The following is an 18,431-nucleotide window of genomic DNA, read 5'->3' on the forward strand; positions in this document are numbered from 1 at the left end:
CCGGTGACGGTGTCGTACTGCCAGGTGGCTCGCAGCTGTCCGTCCGGTCCGCCCTCGCGGAGCTCGGTCTTGCGGCCGAGGTTGTCGTACGTGTAGCTCAGGGTCGTGCCGGGGGCGTCGGGCCCCCCTGCGCCGGGCGGACCGGCCTGGGCGGGTCCGCCCGGGCCCCCCGGTCCGGCAGGGCCGTCGGGGCCGTCCGGGTCGGGGCTGTCGGTGGGCATCGCCGGCGTCGTCACGCGGATCGACCGGCAGTCCGCGAAGACGGGCGCGGCGGTGTCCGCGACCGTCAGGTCCCGGGAGCAGTCGAAGACCCGGCAGCCGGTGAACAGCGGGGAGGCGTCGGCACCGACGTGCAGCGCGGGGAAACCGCCGCCGTGCAGGTCGCAGTGGTCGTAGCGGCCGGCGGCGCCGTCCGCGACGAGAATGGCGTTCTTGCCGGGCTTCCTGACGCGCAGGCCGCGCACCCTGGCCTCGGCGCCCTTCCAGACCACCAGGCCGGTGCCGTGCGTGCTGGTGATGTCGCCGCCGTCGAGGTCCAGTCGGGAGCCGGCGGTGGCGACGAGCCCGGCGCTGCCGGTCTCCGCGACGCGGAGCGCCGTGAGCGTGGCGTCCGCCCCGCTGCCGAGTTCGACGCCGCTGCGGCGCTGGCCGCGCACCGCGCAGTCGGTGAGGCGGGCGGGCGCGCTCGACAGCAGCCGGACGCCGTGCTCGCCGCCGTCGACGGAGGTGGCGGTGAGCGTCACGTGGGCCTCGGTCTCGACCTGCACGCCGCTCATCGCGGCGTCGGCGACCGTGCACTCCTCCGCCTCGACGCCCGCCTCGTCGGCGGCGGCGAGGCCGTGCTCGGCGCTCGCCTCCAACCGGCAGGCGCGGAGCGTGACACGGGCGCGGTCGGCGGCGTGGACGGCGCTGTAGCCGCTGCCGGAGACAGTGGTGCCCTCCAGTCGGGCGTCGGCGTCGCCCAGGGCGACGAGCCCGTTGGCGCCGGGCTCCCGCAGCCGGCAGTCGCGGGCGGTGAGCCGGGCGCGGTCGGTGGCGGCCAGGGCACTGCCGACGGCACCGTCGATGCGGGTCCCGGCGACCTCGACCTCGCTGTCGTGCTCGGCCTGCGCGCCGGAGCGCCCGGCGCCGTGCACGCGGCCGTCGAGCAGGAGCGCCGCGGAACCGTCCTGGCAGAGCAGCCCGTTGCGGCCCGGCGCCAGCAGCCGCGCCTCGCGGGCGGCCAGCAGCGACCGGCCGCGGGTGCGCAGCGCGGTGCCGGAGACGTGGCGGGTGAGCAGCCCGTCGGCGGTCAGACGGGCGGCCCCGGCGAGGACGACGCCGAGGCCGTCGACGGACTCCACCACGACCTCCTCCAGCCGGGCGCGGGCGTCGCCGTCGAGGTGGAGCGCGGCATGGCGGGCGTTGCGGAGTCGGGTGCGGCGCATCACCAGGACGCCGCCGCCGACGGGGTCGTCGAGCGCGGCCGCCAGGGAGGGCGCGAGGCTGTCCTCGCCCTCGGCGGTGTCGGCCTCCAGGAGGGCGCGCAGGTCGGGCGGGTCGATCTCGGGCCCGGGGTCGGCGGTGCGGGAGGCGGGGCTGCCGGCGACGGTGACACGGCCGTGGCGGACCAGGCAGTCCTCCAGCATGAGGCCGGCGGCGTCAGCGACGGCGATGACGGGGTCGCCCGGGTCGGTGCCGTGCAGTACGAGGTCGGTGACGAGGCAGCCGGGGGCGGCGGCGGTGAGCGCGGGGAGGCCCGCCGGGGCGGTGAGGGTGACCGTGCCGGGGCCGTCGGCGGCGTAGAGGCTGACGCGGCGGTCCAGCCGGAGGCTCTCGTGGTACTCGCCGGCGGCGACGGCCACCGCGACGGAGCCGGTGGTGGGCGCGGCGGCCAGGGCGCGGGCGATGGTGCGGTGCGCCGACCGGCCGCGGGGGGCGACGGTCAGGGTGAGGTCGGCCGCTATCTGGGTGGTGGGGACGGTGAGGGCCATCGGTCACCGCCTTTCGGGACTTCGGTGGTGCGGGGAGGTCGTGCGGTGGTGGCTGGTGGATGCGCGGCTCACTGGCCGGCCGGCGGGTCGGGGGTGCCGTACCACTCGGGCGGGTTGTCCAGCCGCACCGCGGGCGAGATGAACAGGAAGCCGATGCTCTTGTCCAGCAGCTTACCGAGAGCGGGGAAGACGATGGCGTCGAAGAACCCGGCCCGGTGCCACTGGCGTCCGGCGGTCATCTGCTGGAAGACGGTGCGGGTCAGGCCGGTGGTCATGCCGCCGATGGTGCCGGAGGCCGCGGCGAAGCCGCCCTCGCGGAGCGCGTCGAGACCCGTGAGGTACACGGTGTTGCCGTTGGCGTCCTTGACGCCGAAGATCGCGGCGTTGGCGCTGCCGACGACGAGGCCGCCGATGGCGCCGGAGGCGATGCCGAGGCCGAACTCGTAGGTGGCGCCGCGCCAGCGGCCGGGCTTCTCGCGGCCGGCCCACTCGCCGATGAAGTTGTCGTCACCGGTGGGGCGGTTGGGGTGGAAGCCGGTGTCGGTCTGCGACATGTGGTTGCGCCAGCCGCCGCGGTTGGCGGCGAAGTGGATGCCGGAGAGGCCGGTCTTGATGGTGGCGCCGACGGTCGCGCCGAACAGCGCCTTGAGCACGTCGTTGTGGGTGAAGTCGGTGCCGGTGGCCGCGGCGACGATGCCGTAGACCGCCAGCGACATCGTGAAGTCGGTCAGCCACTCCTGGACGAACTCCGACGCCAGCGCCGAGCCGACCTTCGGGGCGAACGGCGTGTACGCGGACTCGCCGGGCGTCGGCGAGGACCACTGCTGCCGGTTGGGGTCCTTGAACTTGCGGTTGTGTCCCCGGTACTCCTGGAAGAAGGTGTCCGGCGCGTTGTCGCGGCCGATGCCGCTGAGGTTGGGCTGGGTGTCGCCGAGCTGGCTGACGCCGGGGGCCGTTCCGTCAGTGCGGATGGTGATCCGGCCGAAGGTGTCGACCTCGCGGACGTACCCGGAGACGGTCCGCTCGCCGATGACGAAGCCGGGCAGCGAGTTGTCGGTGCCGGAGGGCGCGTAGCGGCGCAGCTGGTTGTGGAACATCTCCTGCTCCAGGAAGCTGCCGTCGGGCTGCTTCTTCATGGAGCGGATGACGGTGCCGTTGTGGAACTCGCGCCACTCCCCCAGGTTCTGGGTGAGGTTCTCGCCCGGGGTGGCGTGGTACTCGCGGGGGCGGACGGCGGGGTCGCTGAGGTGGTCGGAGAGGGTGTGGGTGACCTTCTTGACCGGCAGTTCCTGGATGACGACGGGCTCGCCGGTCCGGGGGCCGACCACGACGTCCTTCCAGGTGCTGCCGGGGGCGCCGGGGGTGCCGGTCCATTCACGGACCCGCGTCACCTGGTGGCCGCCGAAGTCGAGCAGGGCGCCGTGGGCGTCGTACTTGTTCCACGTCCAGGTGCCGTCGGCGGTGCGCCAGGCGCGGACGGTGACGCCGTCGCCCAGCATGCGGAACTCGCGGAGGAGTTCGCCGTTCGGGCCGGGGGTGAAGTCCTGGTAGGACTCCGGGTCCCAGTACCGCTTGCCGCCGATCTCGTTCTCGATGGCGAGCTTGCGGGGTCCGCTGTTGACGCCGTCGTTCCAGGTGCGGTTGTCCAACGCGGTGACCTTGGTGCCGTTCCAGGTGTCGGCACGGCCGATGACGGTGCCGTGGTGGTCGAACCGTGTCCAGTCGGCGTTGGCGGCGTCGAGTCGGCCGCGGCGGTCGATGACGACGGCGTTGCCGGCGTCGTCGGTGGCCCGGGTCTGCGGCGGCAGGCGGTACTCGACCACCGAGCCGTCGCTGAGACCGGTGCGGGCGACGCGCCAGTCGTTGCGGGCCGCGGGGCTGTACCAGTCGCCGCTGGTGGCGCTGGGCGAGAACCGGTCCTGCCAGCGGATGTCGCCCGCGGTGATGCCCCCGTCGCCGCGGCCGGGGAGGCCGACGGTGAAGTCGCCCTGCTGGAAGGTGCGGTGCCCGTTGAGGTTGCCGTCGCCCTCGGACCAGGGACGGTAGGGGCGGCCGCCGGCCGGGGTGACGGTGGTGGCGGTGTCCGGAAGCTTGACGAGGTCGCCGTGGGTCAGCGTGTTGCCGTCGGGGAGCTTGCGGGTCGAGCGGATCAGCTCCCCGTTGGCGGCCAGGTCGACGGTGGCGCCGTCCCGCGAGACGAACCGCAGGCCGTCGGTGGCCGCCCCGCCGGCCGCGGGGGCGGCCGTCCACGAATGCACCTGGAGGAGACCGTCGCGGCGCAGGTGCGGCATCTCCCTGAAGAGCTGGGAGTTGTGCTGGGAGAGGGTCATCTCGCGCCACCAGGCCGGCGGGCGCTGCTCGTACAGCCGGATGCTGTCCAGGCGGGTGCCGTCGGGCAGTGCCTGGGAGACCTGCGTCTCCTTGCCGTGCGCGGAGTGGCGCAGGAAGTCGTCGGACGGGATGCCGCCGGTCTTGATCTCCACGGAACGGAGCTGGCCGACGTTGTCGAAGGTGTTGAGCCGCCCCCACTTCTCGTGGACGACGACGGTGTTGCCCGTGGAGGGGTGGACCATCCGGTCGGTGAATCCGCCGCCCGGCCCCCAGGTGCGCTCGCCGCGGGCGACGAGCTTGAAGTCGGCGTCGTAGCGGAACCAGGCGGTCTCCGGTCCGGTGCCGAGCAGCCCGGCGGGGCGGCCTGCGTCGGCGACGACGTGACCGCCGTCGGGGAGCTGCTGGATGTGGCGGACCCGGGTGAACCCGTCGTTGTCCATCCAGCTGCGCTGGCTGGAGCCGACGGTCCGGTCGCCGTGGCGCACCACGGTGCCCTGGGGGTCCACCTCGTGCCAACTGCGGGCGGGGCCGGGGCCGTCGCCGCGGAGCCGGACGTCGAGGTGGTTGCCGTCGGGCAGCAGCCGGCGCTCGAAGTAGAGAGTGTCGCCAGCGGTGTTGAGGCGGATGCGGCCGTTCTCGGCGCCCTTGACGTCGACGGTCCCGGACTTGTACCAGGACGGCAGGCCGTTCCCCGCACCGGCGACCTTCCAGGTGCCGGTGCCGTCGGCGGCGTGGGTGATCTCCAGGCGGAGGTTCCCGCCGTCGAGGGCGCCGTTGTGGAGGACGTTGATCTGCTGGGTCCGGAGCGAACCGGCGGCGTCGTAGACCTTGAACTCGCCGGTGGTGACGCCGCCGTTGGAGGTGACGCGGAAGGTGCCGTCCGCCTGGCGGGTGACGGTGGCGCCGCCGACGGTGCCGAGGCGTCCGTCGAGCAGCGCGGGGTTGGCGTCTGCGGTGCCGGGGCGGATGTAGCCGCTCTCGGCCGCGTCGGAGAGCTTGACGACGGTGAAGGAGCCGTCGCGGGTGGCGACGTCGAGGGTGCCGTTGGCGGTGCCGGCGCGGACCTCGTGCGTGACGTTGCCGTTGCCGTCCAGCAGGCGGAACTCGACGCCGCCGCCGGGGCTGTCCACGCGGTAGCCGCCGCCGTCGGTGCGGACGACCCGGGCGTCGGGGACCGCCACCAGGTCGTTGTCGACGAGCCGGACGGTGCGGCCGCCGTGCATGATCTCCACGGCCTGGTTGAGCTGGGCGCCGTCGAGGCCGGTGGCCCGCACCGCGTCGATCTGCTGGGTGCCGTCGGCGCCGAAGCGCCGGATGTGGCCGCCGCCGGTGACGTCGAACCCGGCGCCGCCGGGGCGGACGGTGACGTGGTGGCCGGGGAGGGCGGCACCGTCGGCGGCGCGCACCGCCGGCGCGACGCCGTCGCCCACCGGGCGCAGCAGGTGGAGGCCGAGGTCGGCGCCGCCGGCGCGCAGGACGGTGACGTCGTGGGTGTGGCGTCCGCCGGGGGCCACCACGATGTGGCTGTCGCCGAACTGGAGGCGGTGGCCGAGGCCGTCGACGGGCACGACCTGGCTGCCCGCGACGGGGCCGCCGGTGCCGGTGCGGACCTCGGGCAGGCCGGTGCCGCCCACGGGCTGGTAGAGGTGCCGGACGTCGCCGCCCGCGCCCGCGGGGAGGACCGCGATGGTGTGGGTCCGCGCGCCGCCGGCGTCGACCGCGACGTCGAGGTCGGCGCGGGTGACCCGGTAGCCGAGGTCGCCGTCCAGGCGGGTGACGGAGGAGCCGCCCACGACGGAGCCGTCGGGTTCGGTGAGCCGGGGCGGGGCGCCGCCGGCCGGGGGCTGGACGTACTGGCCGTGGAGGTCGCCGCGCAGCGGGAGCGCGTGCTGGGTGAAGGTGCCGCCGGGGGCGTGGACGTCGACGAGGTTGCTGCCGGGACGGGCGACGTGGAGGACGCCGTTGTCCAGGTCGACGGTGGCGCCCGACGGGGTGCCGTCGCCGCGCAGCAGGCGGAGCGGACCGCCGTCGACGGCGGTGTGCACGTGGTGCGGGGCGCCGCCGCCCCCGGTGAGGACGGTGACGTCGTGGGTGCGGCCGCCGCCGGGAGCGACGACGATGTGGGTGCTCTCGAAGTGCAGGCGGTGTCCGGCGCTCCCGGGCATCGGGACGATCTCGTGGTGGCGCACGGGGGCGCCGACGTCGGTGTGGACCGTCGGAGCGCCGCCGTCGACGGGCCGGTGCAGGTACCGGTTGATGTCGGTCCCGCCGGCCCCGGTGAGGGCGTTGACGTCGTGCGTGTGGCGGCCGCTGCCGTCCAGCACCAGGGTGCGTGAGCCGCCGTCGTGGGTGAGCTCGACGCGGTGCGCGCCGCCCGGCATGGCGTCGATGTGCGCGCCGGGGACGGGGGTGCCGTCCAGGTGGGTCAGGACGTGGGCGCCGCCCGGTGCCTCCGGGTACCGCAGGAAGCCGCCCGGAAGGTTGCCGCCGGCGGTGCGGACGGCGTGCTGCACGAGGGAGCCGTCCAGCGCGTGGATGTGGAGTTCGCCGCCGGCGGGTGCGGCGGGGCCGCGGTTGGGCGTGACGACCCAGTGGCCGCCCTCGGGTGTGACCAGCCACCCGCCGGTGGGGACACCGTCGGAGCCGCGCAGGTGCAGTCCGCCGTCGGAGGCGGAGCGGAGGATGCGCAGGTCGGGGACCCCGCCGGTGAGGGCGGTGACGTCGAAGGTGTGGTTGCCGGTGGCCGGGTCGAACATCCGGGAGGTGCCGGGGCCGGTGGAGAGGGAGATCTGGCCGTCGACGGTACGCACGGCGGGTGCGGCGGTGAGAGCGCCGTGGTCGCTGACGCGCCACGCGTCGGTGGGGCCGCCGGCCTGGTTGATCGGGGCGGTGATCCGGACCTCGCCGCCCGGGTGGGCCAGCCGCAGGTCGGCGTGGCCGGTGATGGTGACGGGGCCGTTCCCGGTGCCCGGAGCCAGCTCCCAGCTGCGGGTGAGACGCGGGCCGAGGTCGTCGACGACGCGGAAGCCGCCGCCGTCGATCTGCTCGGCGCGCATGGTGGGGCTGCCGCCGAGCACCTCGGGAAGGCCGCTGGTGCCCATGCCGACGGTGATGTCCTGGCCGCCCACCGAGGCGGAGAGGTTCGGGGGGCCCTCGTCGGCGGCGTGGTGCAGCCCGCCGGCCGGGGGTGGCGTCGGCACGTCGCCGCCGGTGGGGGTGGCGGAGACCGGGCCGCCTCCGGGGCGGGTGACGGCGGTGAGCTCGGTGCCCTCGGGGTGGACGCCGCGCGGCGCGGTGCCGCCCGTCTCGACGGTGGCGGTGCCCGAGGGCCCGCCCTCGACGCGCGCGGGGGTGACCGGCGGGGTGCCGTCCAGGACGGTCCACACCTGCGGCTGGAACAGGTCGGGCCGGGTCTGGCGGAGTTGCTGCACGAACGCGTCGTCGGTACGGGCCTTGCCCATGCCGAGGAGGTCGCGGAGCTCGGGGGTGAGGCCGTTGCCGGTCGGGGCGCCGACGGTCCCGGTGCCGTCCTTGCCGGTGGGCGCGGGCACGGTGGGCGCCGGGGCGCTGTTCGCGGGGGGCGTCGCGGTGGTCGGCGGACCGACGCGGCCGGGGCGGCCCAGCGCGAGCGCGGCGAGGTCGATGTGGCCGAGCCCGCCGGCACCGGAGATGTCGGTGACCTTTCCGCCGGGCGCGGCGGGGACCGCGGTACTGCCGGCGCCGGGCGCCGGGGAGGCCGCGGCGGGCGGCAGGACGGCGCCGGGCGGCGTCACGCCGGAGGCGAGCGCCCCGCCGGGCACGGCGGGGACCGGCACGCCCTCGGTGGGCCGGACCGCGGGGAGTTCGGGTGCGGTGGCGGGCGCCACGGTGCCGTCCGCGCCGCGGACGGCGGGGGCGCCGATGGCGGAGCCGTCGGCCAGGGGCTTGGTGACGCCGGGGGCGGCGACGGAGACGTCGTCCCCGAGGCGGGCGCCGGCGGAGCCGACCGAGCCGACATCGACCAGGGAGAGCTTCTGGTTGACCTGGTTGAGCCAGTCGGGGGTGACGGTTCCCGGGGTGAGGGAGCCGGAGGTGATCGACCCGGGGGTGACGGCGCCGGGGGTGACGGACCCGGGAGTCGACGCGTTGGTCAGCCCCGGGACACTGCCCGGGGTGGAGACCGAACCGGGAGTGGCCGTCCCCGGTGTGACCGAACCCGGCGTGATCGAACCCGGTGTAACCGAACCCGGCGTGACGGTGACGGAGCCGAGGGCGGCGCCGGGTGCGATGCCGCCCGGAGCGACGGCACCGGGGGTCACCGCGCCCGGCGTCACGGCCGGCGGTGTCACAGCGCCGGGGGTCACCGCACCCGGGGCCACCGCGCCCGGCGTCACGGCACCCGGCGTGACCGCGCCCGGCGTCAGCCCCGGGGTGACCGCTCCGACGCCGACGGCCCCCGGCGTCGGGACACCGAGGTCGGTGACCGCCTGCGGGACCGCGGCCGGGGTGACGTTCGGCGCGGCGACGGCCCCGGGGGTGACCGCTCCGGAGGGCACCGAACCCGGCGTGAGCGCGCCGGAGAGGCCGCCGGTGGCGACGCCGCCGGGCGCCACCGACCCGGGGGCGATCGCGCCGGGCGGCAGCGCGCCGGTGCCGACGGCCCCCGGGGCGAGCGCGCCGGGACCGACGGCTCCCGGGGTGAACACGCCGGGCGAGATGCCCAGGCTCAGCGCGCCGACCGTGACGGAGGCCGGGGTGATGCCGACCACCGGCGGTGTCGTCATGCCCAGCCCGCCCGGGGCGAGCGCGCCCGGGGTGACAGCGCCCGGTGCGAAGCTGCCCGGCGCCACCGTGCCCGGGGTGAACGTACCCGGGGTCACGGCGCCGGGGCTGAAGGTGCCCGGGACGACCGCGCCCGGGGTGATCGCTCCGGGCGCCACCCCGCCCGGGGCGATGCCGCCGACGCCGATGCCGCCGATCCCGACCGCCCCCGGCGCCGGCATCGCGGGGGTGAAGGCGACGCCGCCGGCGGCCGGCGGGGTGTCCACGATCCGCGCCCCGACGGCGGGCATGTCGATCTGGCCGACGGAGATCTGCACCGACCCGGCCGAGCCGACGTTCACCTGGCCGACGCCGATCGCGGAACCGTTCAGCCCCGCACCGACGTTGACGGACGGCATCGAGATGGCCGGGGTGGTCACGGCCGCGGACGGCACCTGGACGGGGGCGGCGACCGCGCCCCCCGGGGTCGGGACGGACACCTGACCGACGCCGGAGAGCGCCGGGTTGTCGACGCCGCCGGTGACGGGGCGGACCGTGGCGGGCATGTCCACGATGGCGGTCGAGACCGAGGGCATCTCGACACGACCGGCGCCGACCGTCCCACCGAGGTCCGCGGTGTTGATGGTCACCGGGGTGGTGGTCGGCCCGATCCCGATGGAGCCGCCGGCCGGGGCGACGACGAAGTTCCCGTTCGGGGCGACCGGCGAGAACTGACCGAGCGTCGGCGGGATGCTGGTGCCGCCGATGCTGACGTCCACGATCGAGGTGCCGGGCGGCGGCGCCAAAATCGGCGTGCCGTTCATGTTCATCCCGATCGAGGGGACGGTCACCGAACCGGGCGCGATGGCGCCGATCTGCGGCATGGTGCCGATACCGCCGGGGGTGAACGCACCCGGCGCGGGCGGGGTGATGGCGCCGCCGATGCCCCCGGCGCCCGGCACGGTCGGCGGGGTGAACGACCCGACGCCGCCGCCGAACTGCGGGATGGTGGGCCGGGCGACCTGCCCGCCGAAGCCGCCGAGCCCGGGCGGCATCGTCGCCACCCCCGAGGGGACGAGGATCGACCCGAACGCCAGGTCGGCGCGGATGCCGCCGGTACCCGGGCCGACCCGGAACAGGTCCATCGCGCCGGAGCTGACGCCGGACACCTTGCTGGCCGCGCCGAGGAACTGCCCGCCGTCGTACCCGTAGCGGAACCGCCCGAGCAGACCGCGGTCGATGAAGCCGACGCGCGCGGCGCCCCGCAGGCCGAGGACGGCGATCTCGTCGGCGGCCACCGGGGTCACCAGCCGCAGCCAGTTCCACCCGGCCACCCCGTTGATCATCGAGCGGCCCATGTTGGCGCCGAAGCGGCCGATGGTGATCGCGCCCCGGATCGCCGCGAAGGTGAAGCCGCCCATGTTGGTGATGACCGAGAAGCTCGCCGCCTGGTGCATGTACCGGAACGGCGCGATGGGCCCCATGGTGAAGATGCCGTTGGAGCCGCGCATCCACATGGCGGCGCTGCGGACGGAGTTCCCCATGCCGTACATCAGGCGGCTGCCGAGACCGAAGCCGTTGGCCCCGAGCCCGAAGAACGTCCGCATACCGCTGATGCCGGAGCTGCCGAGACCGCGCAGACCGGTCCACAGCTTGCCGATGTTGAGCCCCTTGGTGGTGGGGGCGATGACACCGACGATCGCCAGGACCAGTTCGGTCACACTGGCGTTGCCGCGGGAGAAGTCGACCGCGGTCTTGATGAGCAGCGCGATGTTGAGGCCGATGGCGAGCAGCGCGACCGGCCCGCCCAGCAGGATCGCCGGGATGATGAGGATGATGGCGATCCACTGGAGCGCCTTCCAGAACTCGTCGCACGGGTCGATGACGGTCTGGATGCTGCTGGCGGCCTCGCGGATCGCGGCGGCGGCCACCGCGGCGGCCGCGTCCACGTTGCTCTCGGCGTCCTCGGCGATGCCCTGCTGGGTGGAGCGCCCGGACTCGTCGTCCTCGTCCAGCCCCGCCGCCTCCGACAGCGCGTCGTCCGCCCGCCGCTGCTCGGTGCGCAGCACCTCCACGTAGGTGCGCAGGGCGCCCTGGGTGGTCTCCTGGGCGGTGCGGAAGGAGGCGACGTAGTTGCGGAGCTTGCCGTCGATGGCGTCGCGCAGGGCGTCGGCGGTGTGGCCGACGAAGGCGCCGTTGGTCGTCTGGAGGACGTCGGTGAAGCCCTGGTCGATGGTCTTGGCCATCTCGATCAGCTGTTCCTGATCGGTGATCAGCTGGTCGATGCGGTCGGCGTCGCCGGGGGTCGGGTCGCTGCTGCGGCCGAGAGCGCTCCAGTCGTCGGGCCTGGGCATCGTGCCGGTTCCCTCCTCCGCGCTGTCGGCGACCGCTTCCGTCTCCTCTGAAGCATCTACGCACGGGAGCCCTTGCCGGTTCAACGGAGATCGCGAAAGATTCACCGTGCCGTGCCGTGCCGCTGCCGCAGCGGGGTCGGCCGGGTGCGGTGAGTGATCTGCGCCGGGAGGTGAACCGGCGGGCGCGCTGGTGCGTAGAGAGGGTGGAACAGGTCCGTCGACGGGCGGGCCGGGGCGCGCCACCAGCGGCGTGGCCCGACGCGTACGACACCGGCGGGAGGCCGACCGTGGCGGACTTCTCCATCGACTACTCCGCCCTGCACCGCGCGCAGGAGCAGATGAAGTCGCTGGCCAACACGGCGGACAGCGGCGGAGCCTCCGGGGAGTTCAAGACGGTGGGCGAGTCCACACCCTCGGAGCGCCGCGCGGTGTTCGGCAGCACGGAGCTGGGCACGGCGTTCAACCGCTTCTACGAGAACTCGGCCAAGCGCGCCAAGGAGGCCAAGGACGGCCTCAACGAACTGGCGGAGATCTTCGCCAGCGTCTCCAACGTCTTCTTCGAGGCCGACGCGCAGCTGGCGGGCGGCAGCGGCGTCACCAGCCAGGCGCTGGGCATCAGCAACTGGCGCAACTCCAAGGCGCAGTGGGACGCGTGGGACTCGGCCACCGAGGAGTGGAACGACTACCTGGAGGAGATCGGCGCGAAGGAGTACTTCGACGCCAACCCGGACGCCGACATCGGCCAGGTCTGCCGGGCGGACTCCCCGCCGGAGTTCTGCGAGACCTGGCGCGAGGACACCGACGCGCCGTCGCCGCCCGGGGACCGGCCGGACGGGGAGCGCCCCTCCGACGAGCCGCCGACGGAGTTCTCCTTCGAGGACGAGAACGGCGTCACCAACGTCAAGGTCGAACTCGACGACGACCACAACATCATGAAGGAGACGACGGAGGTCACGACAACCGACGGCCAGTCCTTCACCTCCGAGACCGTCTACGAGACGTCGCCGCAGTTCGTCACCAAGGACGGCGTCACCTTCGACGCCCGCGACTTCACCACCACGACCACCTACGCCGACGGCACCACGATCACCTCCGAGGTCACCATCGAGGAGGACGGGTCGGGTGTGATGACCTCGACCGACGGCGACGGCGAGGTCACCCGCTACACCCGCTCGGGCCCCGGCGACGAGTGGGAAGAGGACGACTGACCTGCCGTGCGCGTGCCGCGCGGCACGCGCACGGCCCATCCCCGACAACGGCACCGCACGACGAGGAGCACTTGCCATGGCGGCGAACATCAGCCTCAGCTACGCGGAGATCGAAAGGGTCTCCAACAAGCTGGACAGCGCGGTGGAGGAGACACTCGTCCCCCGCATGACCGAGGCGAAGACCGAGGTCGACAACCTGCTGGCCAGCGCACTGGTGCTGGTCGAGGCCAGCCCGGCGCTGCAGCAGCAGTACGACCGGTTCACCACGGAGCTGACCCGGGCGACCGACGCGATCACCCAGTACGCCGAGCAGTTCCGGGAGATCAAGCGGCAGGTCGAGAACATGGACAAGGAAGTCGCCGACAAGGTCCGCAGCGCCTGATCCCGGCGGCCGGCGGCGCCGGCCTCCCCCGCTTTCCCCCAGCCCGAACCGACGTGGGACCGGAGAACACCGGCACGTCACCTATCCGACGGAGGAACCGTGTCGGACGCAGCCGATGTCAAATTTGATTACGCCGAGATCACCCGTGCCACCTCGGTCATGGGTACCAAGCTCGACGACATCAGCGACGAGCTGAGCACCCTGCGCGACGACGTCGACGCCCTGCTGAAGAACGGCATGGTCTTCGACCAGGCCAGCCCCGCGCTCACCGAGGCGTACACGCAGTTCACGCAGCAGCTCACCGAGTCGGCCGGTGCGATCAAGCAGTACGCGGAGACGTTCGAGAGCCTGTCGAAGGGCATGCAGGACTCCGACTCCGACATCGCCCAGGCGGTGCGCGCCAACATGCAGTGACCGCTTCCCCCGTCACCGGGGAACGGGACCGGGGGCGGTGCGGCGCAGACGCCGCACCGGCGGGGCGCCTCGGCCCCCCCCCGTCTCACCCCTCGAAGACGGTGAGCGGGACCTGCACCGCCACCGCAAGGCCGCCCGGCCCGGCGGTCCAGCCGCGCCCCGGGACCAGCGGCATGCGGACCTGGTCCGCGGAGAGCCGGGCGCCGATGAAGTCGCCCTCGGTGATGGACTTCGGGCCCAGCAGGATCGCCTGCCGCGAGCGCCGCGCGGCCGAGACCCAGCCCAGCGCGCCGAAGGAGTCGGCGGAGCCGGCGAGGATCAACCCCTGTCCCGCGTCGCGGCCGGAGACGGCGAGTTTGCGCAGCAGCTTGTCGGCGCGGGCGTTGATCAGCAGGTCGGCGTCGTCGATGACGACGACCGTCGGCCGGCCGTTCTGCGCGTCCAGGGCCGCCTGGAGCTCGTCCACGCCCGGGTCGGGGTCGGGCAGCACCCGCGCCAGGTCGTGCACGCCCAGCCGCCGCAGCGGCGAGTCGCGCGGGGTGATCACGACCAGCGAGGTCCCGCCGACCAGCAGCGAGACGCACATGGTCGCGAGCGTGGTGGAGCGCCCGGAGCGGGCGGGGCCGACGACCAGGTAGCTGCCGCCGCCGGCGGCGAGGTCCTGGCCGAGCGGGGTGGCGCCGTCACCGCCCACGCCGACCAGCGCCCACAGCGGGCGGCGCAGCTCCTCCGGGATGCGGTCGGCGACCTCCTGGTAGCCGATCAGCGTGGGGAGTTCGGCGACGCGGAAGGGGCGCCGGGCGGCGGGCACGGTGTTGTCGCGGTCGCGGGCCTTGCGGGCGATGCGCCGCAGCGCCTCCGCCTGGTCGGGTGCGGGACGCTCCCCGGCGAGGAGCGCCTGCTCGATCTCCCCGGCCTCGTCGGGGGTGACGGGCGGGCCCGGCAGCAGGGCGATCTGGGTCTCGACCCCGCCCGGGGCGTGCCAGCCGCGGCCCGGCGGGACGTGGTCGGGCACCTGGTTGCGGTTCATGCCGGCCAGCTGGTAGTCGGTCTTCTCCGCCTGCCGCAGCAGCAGCCGCCGGTCGTTGTGGGCGGCGAGCCGGCCGCCGAGCAGGATGCGCTCGGAGGTGGCGACGACGTGGATGCCGGCGGCGGCGCCCTCACGGAGCAGCCGGACGATCTCGCCGTACAGCCGGCCGCCGTCGTAGTCGTCGAGCATCGCGCTGAGCGCGTCCCAGCCGTCGATGAGGAACAGGATGTGCGCGGGGCGCTCGGCCTCGGGCAGCGCGGCGCGCAGTTCGGAGATCCCGGCGCAGCCGCGGGAGGAGAGCTGCCGCTGGCGTTCGGTGAGTTCGGCGGCGAGCCGCAGCAGCAGCCGCTCCAGGCGCTCGGAGTCGTGCCGGGGCACGATGGCGCCGCTGTGGGGCAGCTCCTCCAGGGCGAGCAGGCCGCCTCCGGCGGCGTCGATGCCGTGGATGTGGAGGTCGGCGCTGCTGAGGATGCCGGCGGCGGCCCCGGCCATGGAGCGCAGCGCCTGGGTGCGTCCGGAGCGGGGCGACCCGACGACGTAGAGGTGGCCGAAGGTCTCCAGGTCCATGGTGCCCAGGCGTCGTTCCTGGAGATCGGGGAGGTCGAGCAGGGCGTAGGGGACGACCGGCAGCGCCCCGGCGCGCGGCGGGGGCGCCGGCGGGAGGTCGTCGAGGTCGATGAGGCGGGGCAGCGCCGGGAGCCAGGGGCTGGGCTGCTGGGCGAAGTCGGGCAGCCGCTCGGTGGCCTCGGTGATGGCGGTGACCAGGGCCCGCAGGTCGGTGGGGGGCTCCTCGCCGGAGGTGGGCAGCAGCTCCTCGTCGTGGTCGTCGCCGGTGTGCTGGGGCGCCCGGCCCAGTCCCTGCCAGGTGAGGCGGGTGCCGCGCACGGGGCGGGAGTCGCTGGTCTCGGCGGGGGCGTCGACGGCGGCGTCCGTGGCGCGCTCGGCGCCGGCCCAGGCCGACTGGACGGGCACGGGGGCGGTCGCGCCGCGGCGCACCAGGGCGCGCCCGGGGGTGGCGGCGGAGATGTTGGCGGCGTCCGGCGCGTCGATGATGTCCTGGCTCTCGGCGCGGTCGGTGACGCGCAGCGAGATCCGCAGGTTGGTGTTGGCCTTGATCTCGTTGTTGACGGAGCCGCCGGGACGCTGGGTGGCGAGGATGAGGTGCAGGCCGAGGGAGCGGCCGCGCTGGGCGAGGTTGACCATGCCGGGCACGAAGTCGGGGAGTTCCCGCACCAGGGTGGCGAACTCGTCGATGACGATGAGGAGTCGCGGCAGCGGCGGGAGCTGCGGGTCGCGGGCGCGGCGGGCGCGGTACTCGGTGTGGTCCTTCGCCTCGGCGGCGGCCAGCACCCGCTCGCGGCGGCGGAGTTCGGCGGCCAGTGAGGCGAGGGCGCGTTCCACCAGGTGGCCGTCGAGGTCGGTGATCATGCCCAGGGTGTGCGGCAGCCGGGAGCACTCGCGGAAGGCGCTGCCGCCCTTGTAGTCGACGAGCACGAAGGTGAGTTCGTCGGGACGGTTGACCGCCGCGAGCGAGCCGATCATCGTCTGGAGCAGTTCGGACTTGCCGGCGCCGGTGGTGCCGCCGACCAGGCCGTGCGGGCCGTCGCGCACCAGGTCGAGGCGGAACGGGCCCTCGTAGCCGGCACCGAGGACGAAGGCCGTCTCGGCGGGTCGGCGGCTCCAGCGCTTGAGGAGCGCCTCGGCGTCGGGCGGCTCCTGGTCGAGCAGCGGCAGCAGCCGCACCTCGTCGGGGAGGCCGGACGAGCCGTCCGGGGTGACGTCGCGGACCGGGGAGAGCGCCCGTGCGACCTGCTCGCACCAGTCGCGGGTGACGAGGTCGGCCCGCAGGTCGTCCAGCGGCGGGGCGCCGGTGACGCGGACGGAGACGCGGCCGGCGGTGGCGGTGACGACGCCGGTGCACTCCTCCGGGAGGAGGCGTTCGCGTTCGTCGACGCAGAGGCTGAAGACGCGGACACCGGGCCCGGTGGTGAGGATGTCGATGACGCCGGGGACGTCGCGCAGCCGGCGGGCGCCGTCGAGGACGACGAGGACGTCGGCGTCGCGGTGGAGCGCGGCGCCCATCGGGGAACGGGCGGCGTCGGTGCGGGCCTTGATGTCGGCGAGCAGTTCGCTGACGCGGTGCGCGGTGGACTCGGGGTCGTTGCCGAGGTGGATGACGGGGCCGTCCTCGCCGCCGCGGCGGTTGCGCAGGTGCGGCAGCCACCGCACCCACGCCCAGTCCTCGCGGTGGGTGTCGGAGGTGAGGACGACGATCCGCAGGTCGCGGGGGCTGTGGAGCACCGCGCTCTGCGCGACGGCCCAGCGGGCGACGGCGCGGTGGCTGTCGTCGGGTCCGGTGAGCCCGAGGACGCCGCGGTCGGTCATCTCCAGCGCGAACGGCACGTCGGCGAGTCGCCAGTGCACCGTCTGGTGGTTGCTCTCGCGCGCGGAGTCGGTGATGCGGCGCAGCGAGGCGCGGGTGATGGTGCCGAACCGCAGCGCGAGGTGGTCCGGGTCGTGGCGGCGGCGCTGCCAGAGCAGCGCGCCGGGGCCGGTCGCCGTCAGCAGCACGGTGGCGGGGTCGGGGAAGGTGACGTTGCGCAGGGCGCGTTCCTCGACGCTGGCCTGACGGACCTCGCGTTCCAGCGAGGCGCGGCGCAGCCGGAACAGCCGCAGCGCGTCGGCGTGGGCACGGCGGCCGTTGCGCCGGCCGGCTATCCAGTTTCCCAGGGCCATCAGGGGGGTGAAGAAGATGAAGATGAGGAAGTAGAAGCTGCGGAACAGACTGACCATGACCATGCCCATGATCAGCGGCATGAGCACCATCAGCAGCGGGAACGCCCGGTCGCGCGGCTTGCTGGGCGGGCCGGGCATCCGCAGCGATTCGGCGTCCAGGTGCGGAGCGATGCGCGGCGGCCGGTTGTACTCCAGGCCCACGCCGTCGGCGGCGGGGTTGACGGCGGCGTCCGGCTCGCTGACCGGCCCGAACCGCAGCAGGTGGTCGCCGAGGGCGAGATCGGCGTAGGGCGGCCATTCCTCGGCGTCGTCACCGGGCGGGGGCAGTACCCCGGGCGGCGGGGGCTCCTCGGGGACGGGCAGTCCGTCGGGACCGGGCGGGTCCGGGGCGGTGGTGTGGCCGCCGGGTCCGCCGTCGTGCGGGCCGGCCGGCTCCTCGTCGGTGAGCGGCGTACCGGTCTCCGGGTCGACGGGCGGCGGCGGCGTCAGCGAGCGCAGCCCGCACCGGGCGGGGTCGGCCTCCGGGGGCAGCAGGAAGGTGAGGGTGCCGTCGGTGCGGACGGTGATCCACACCCCGCCCTCGGGCGCGCCGCCGTCGGGCAGCCGCAGCACGCACCCCCGGTCGGTGCCCGCCTCGTGGCTGCCGGGGCCCAGCCGCCACACGGTGCCGGAGCCGGGGCCCGAGACGTGCCGGATCTCCACGAGCGCCGGCTCGGTGGCGGGCGGGGACCAGGCGGGCAGCCGGCCGGCGGCCGGTACGGGGGCGCCGAGCCCCAGCACGGCGCCCTCCCGGATGCCGCTGTGCGCGACGGGGAGGTCGGGCCGCAGGGCCCGGCCGTCGAGGTACAGGACGGGCGGCGGGCCGTCCGCTTCCCGGTTCTCACCGGCCAGGGCGGCGGCCAGCCCGGCGACGGTGGCGTCGGCCGGCAGATCCAGCAGGTGGTCGGTCTGCCGGCCCTGCGGGTCGGCGGTGGTGAGAGTGAGGTCCACGGTGGCTTTCCAGTGGGGCGGGCGGTGCCCGTAGCGGTCAGGGGCGGTGCGTGGAGCGCGAGCTGCGGCCGGGGGGCAGGGCCGACTCGTCGTCACCGGTGCCCCGGGGCGGGGCCGACGGCGAGCGGACGGAGGCCGCGGCGGCCGTCGTGGTCTTGGTCAGGGCGATGCGGTGGCGCGGGTCGACCACCGGGCCGGTGCGCCGGGCGCGTGCGCTGCGGGCAGCGGCCGGTGCCTCCTCGGGTTCCGCCGGGACGGCGGGCTCCCGCGGCT

Annotated in this window: 6 protein-coding genes and 1 pseudogene; 3 read left to right on the forward strand and 4 right to left on the reverse strand. The window is 75.0% G+C overall.

All coding sequences use genetic code 11. The features are described from left to right. The coding region (locus HCN52_RS11860) for a right-handed parallel beta-helix repeat-containing protein (protein WP_168088388.1) at positions 1 to 1,973 on the reverse strand (1,973 nt) is incomplete at its 3' end. Between the two features lie 68 nt (positions 1,974 to 2,041). Then, on the reverse strand, positions 2,042 to 11,398 hold the full coding sequence (locus HCN52_RS11865) for a hypothetical protein (RefSeq protein WP_168088389.1): 9,357 nt from the start codon (positions 11,396 to 11,398) through the stop codon (positions 2,042 to 2,044). Positions 11,399 to 11,685: 287 nt separating this feature from the next. Here HCN52_RS11865 and HCN52_RS11870 point away from each other — a divergent pair, with 287 nt between their 5' ends. The 3 genes from HCN52_RS11870 to HCN52_RS11880 all read left to right on the forward strand — a co-directional run bounded on the left by HCN52_RS11870 (position 11,686) and on the right by HCN52_RS11880 (position 13,402). Continuing rightward, complete coding sequence (locus HCN52_RS11870) at positions 11,686 to 12,606, forward strand: serine/arginine repetitive matrix protein 2 (RefSeq protein ID WP_168088390.1); 921 nt, start codon at positions 11,686 to 11,688, stop codon at positions 12,604 to 12,606. A gap of 76 nt (positions 12,607 to 12,682) precedes the next feature. Beyond that, positions 12,683 to 12,988: a M3 family metallopeptidase gene (locus HCN52_RS11875; protein WP_168088391.1), complete on the forward strand. Its 306-nt coding sequence runs from the start codon at positions 12,683 to 12,685 to the stop codon at positions 12,986 to 12,988. Between the two features lie 99 nt (positions 12,989 to 13,087). After that, the gene (locus HCN52_RS11880) at positions 13,088 to 13,402 is read left to right on the forward strand and encodes a WXG100 family type VII secretion target (RefSeq protein ID WP_312871215.1); all 315 of its coding nucleotides are present in this window, start codon (positions 13,088 to 13,090) and stop codon (positions 13,400 to 13,402) included. An 85-nt stretch (positions 13,403 to 13,487) separates the two neighbouring features. Here HCN52_RS11880 and HCN52_RS11885 read toward each other — a convergent pair whose 3' ends face one another. Together HCN52_RS11885 and HCN52_RS11890 are read right to left on the reverse strand one after the other, a co-directional pair. Beyond that, entirely contained in the window at positions 13,488 to 18,158 is a 4,671-nt protein-coding gene (locus HCN52_RS11885) for an FtsK/SpoIIIE domain-containing protein (RefSeq protein ID WP_168088392.1), read from the reverse strand. A 37-nt stretch (positions 18,159 to 18,195) separates the two neighbouring features. Continuing rightward, positions 18,196 to 18,431 (reverse strand): annotated as a pseudogene (locus HCN52_RS11890) (hypothetical protein); the annotation flags it as partial.

This window comes from Streptomyces bohaiensis, from assembly GCF_012033785.1.
Classification (GTDB): Bacteria; Actinomycetota; Actinomycetes; order Streptomycetales; family Streptomycetaceae; genus Streptomyces; species Streptomyces bohaiensis.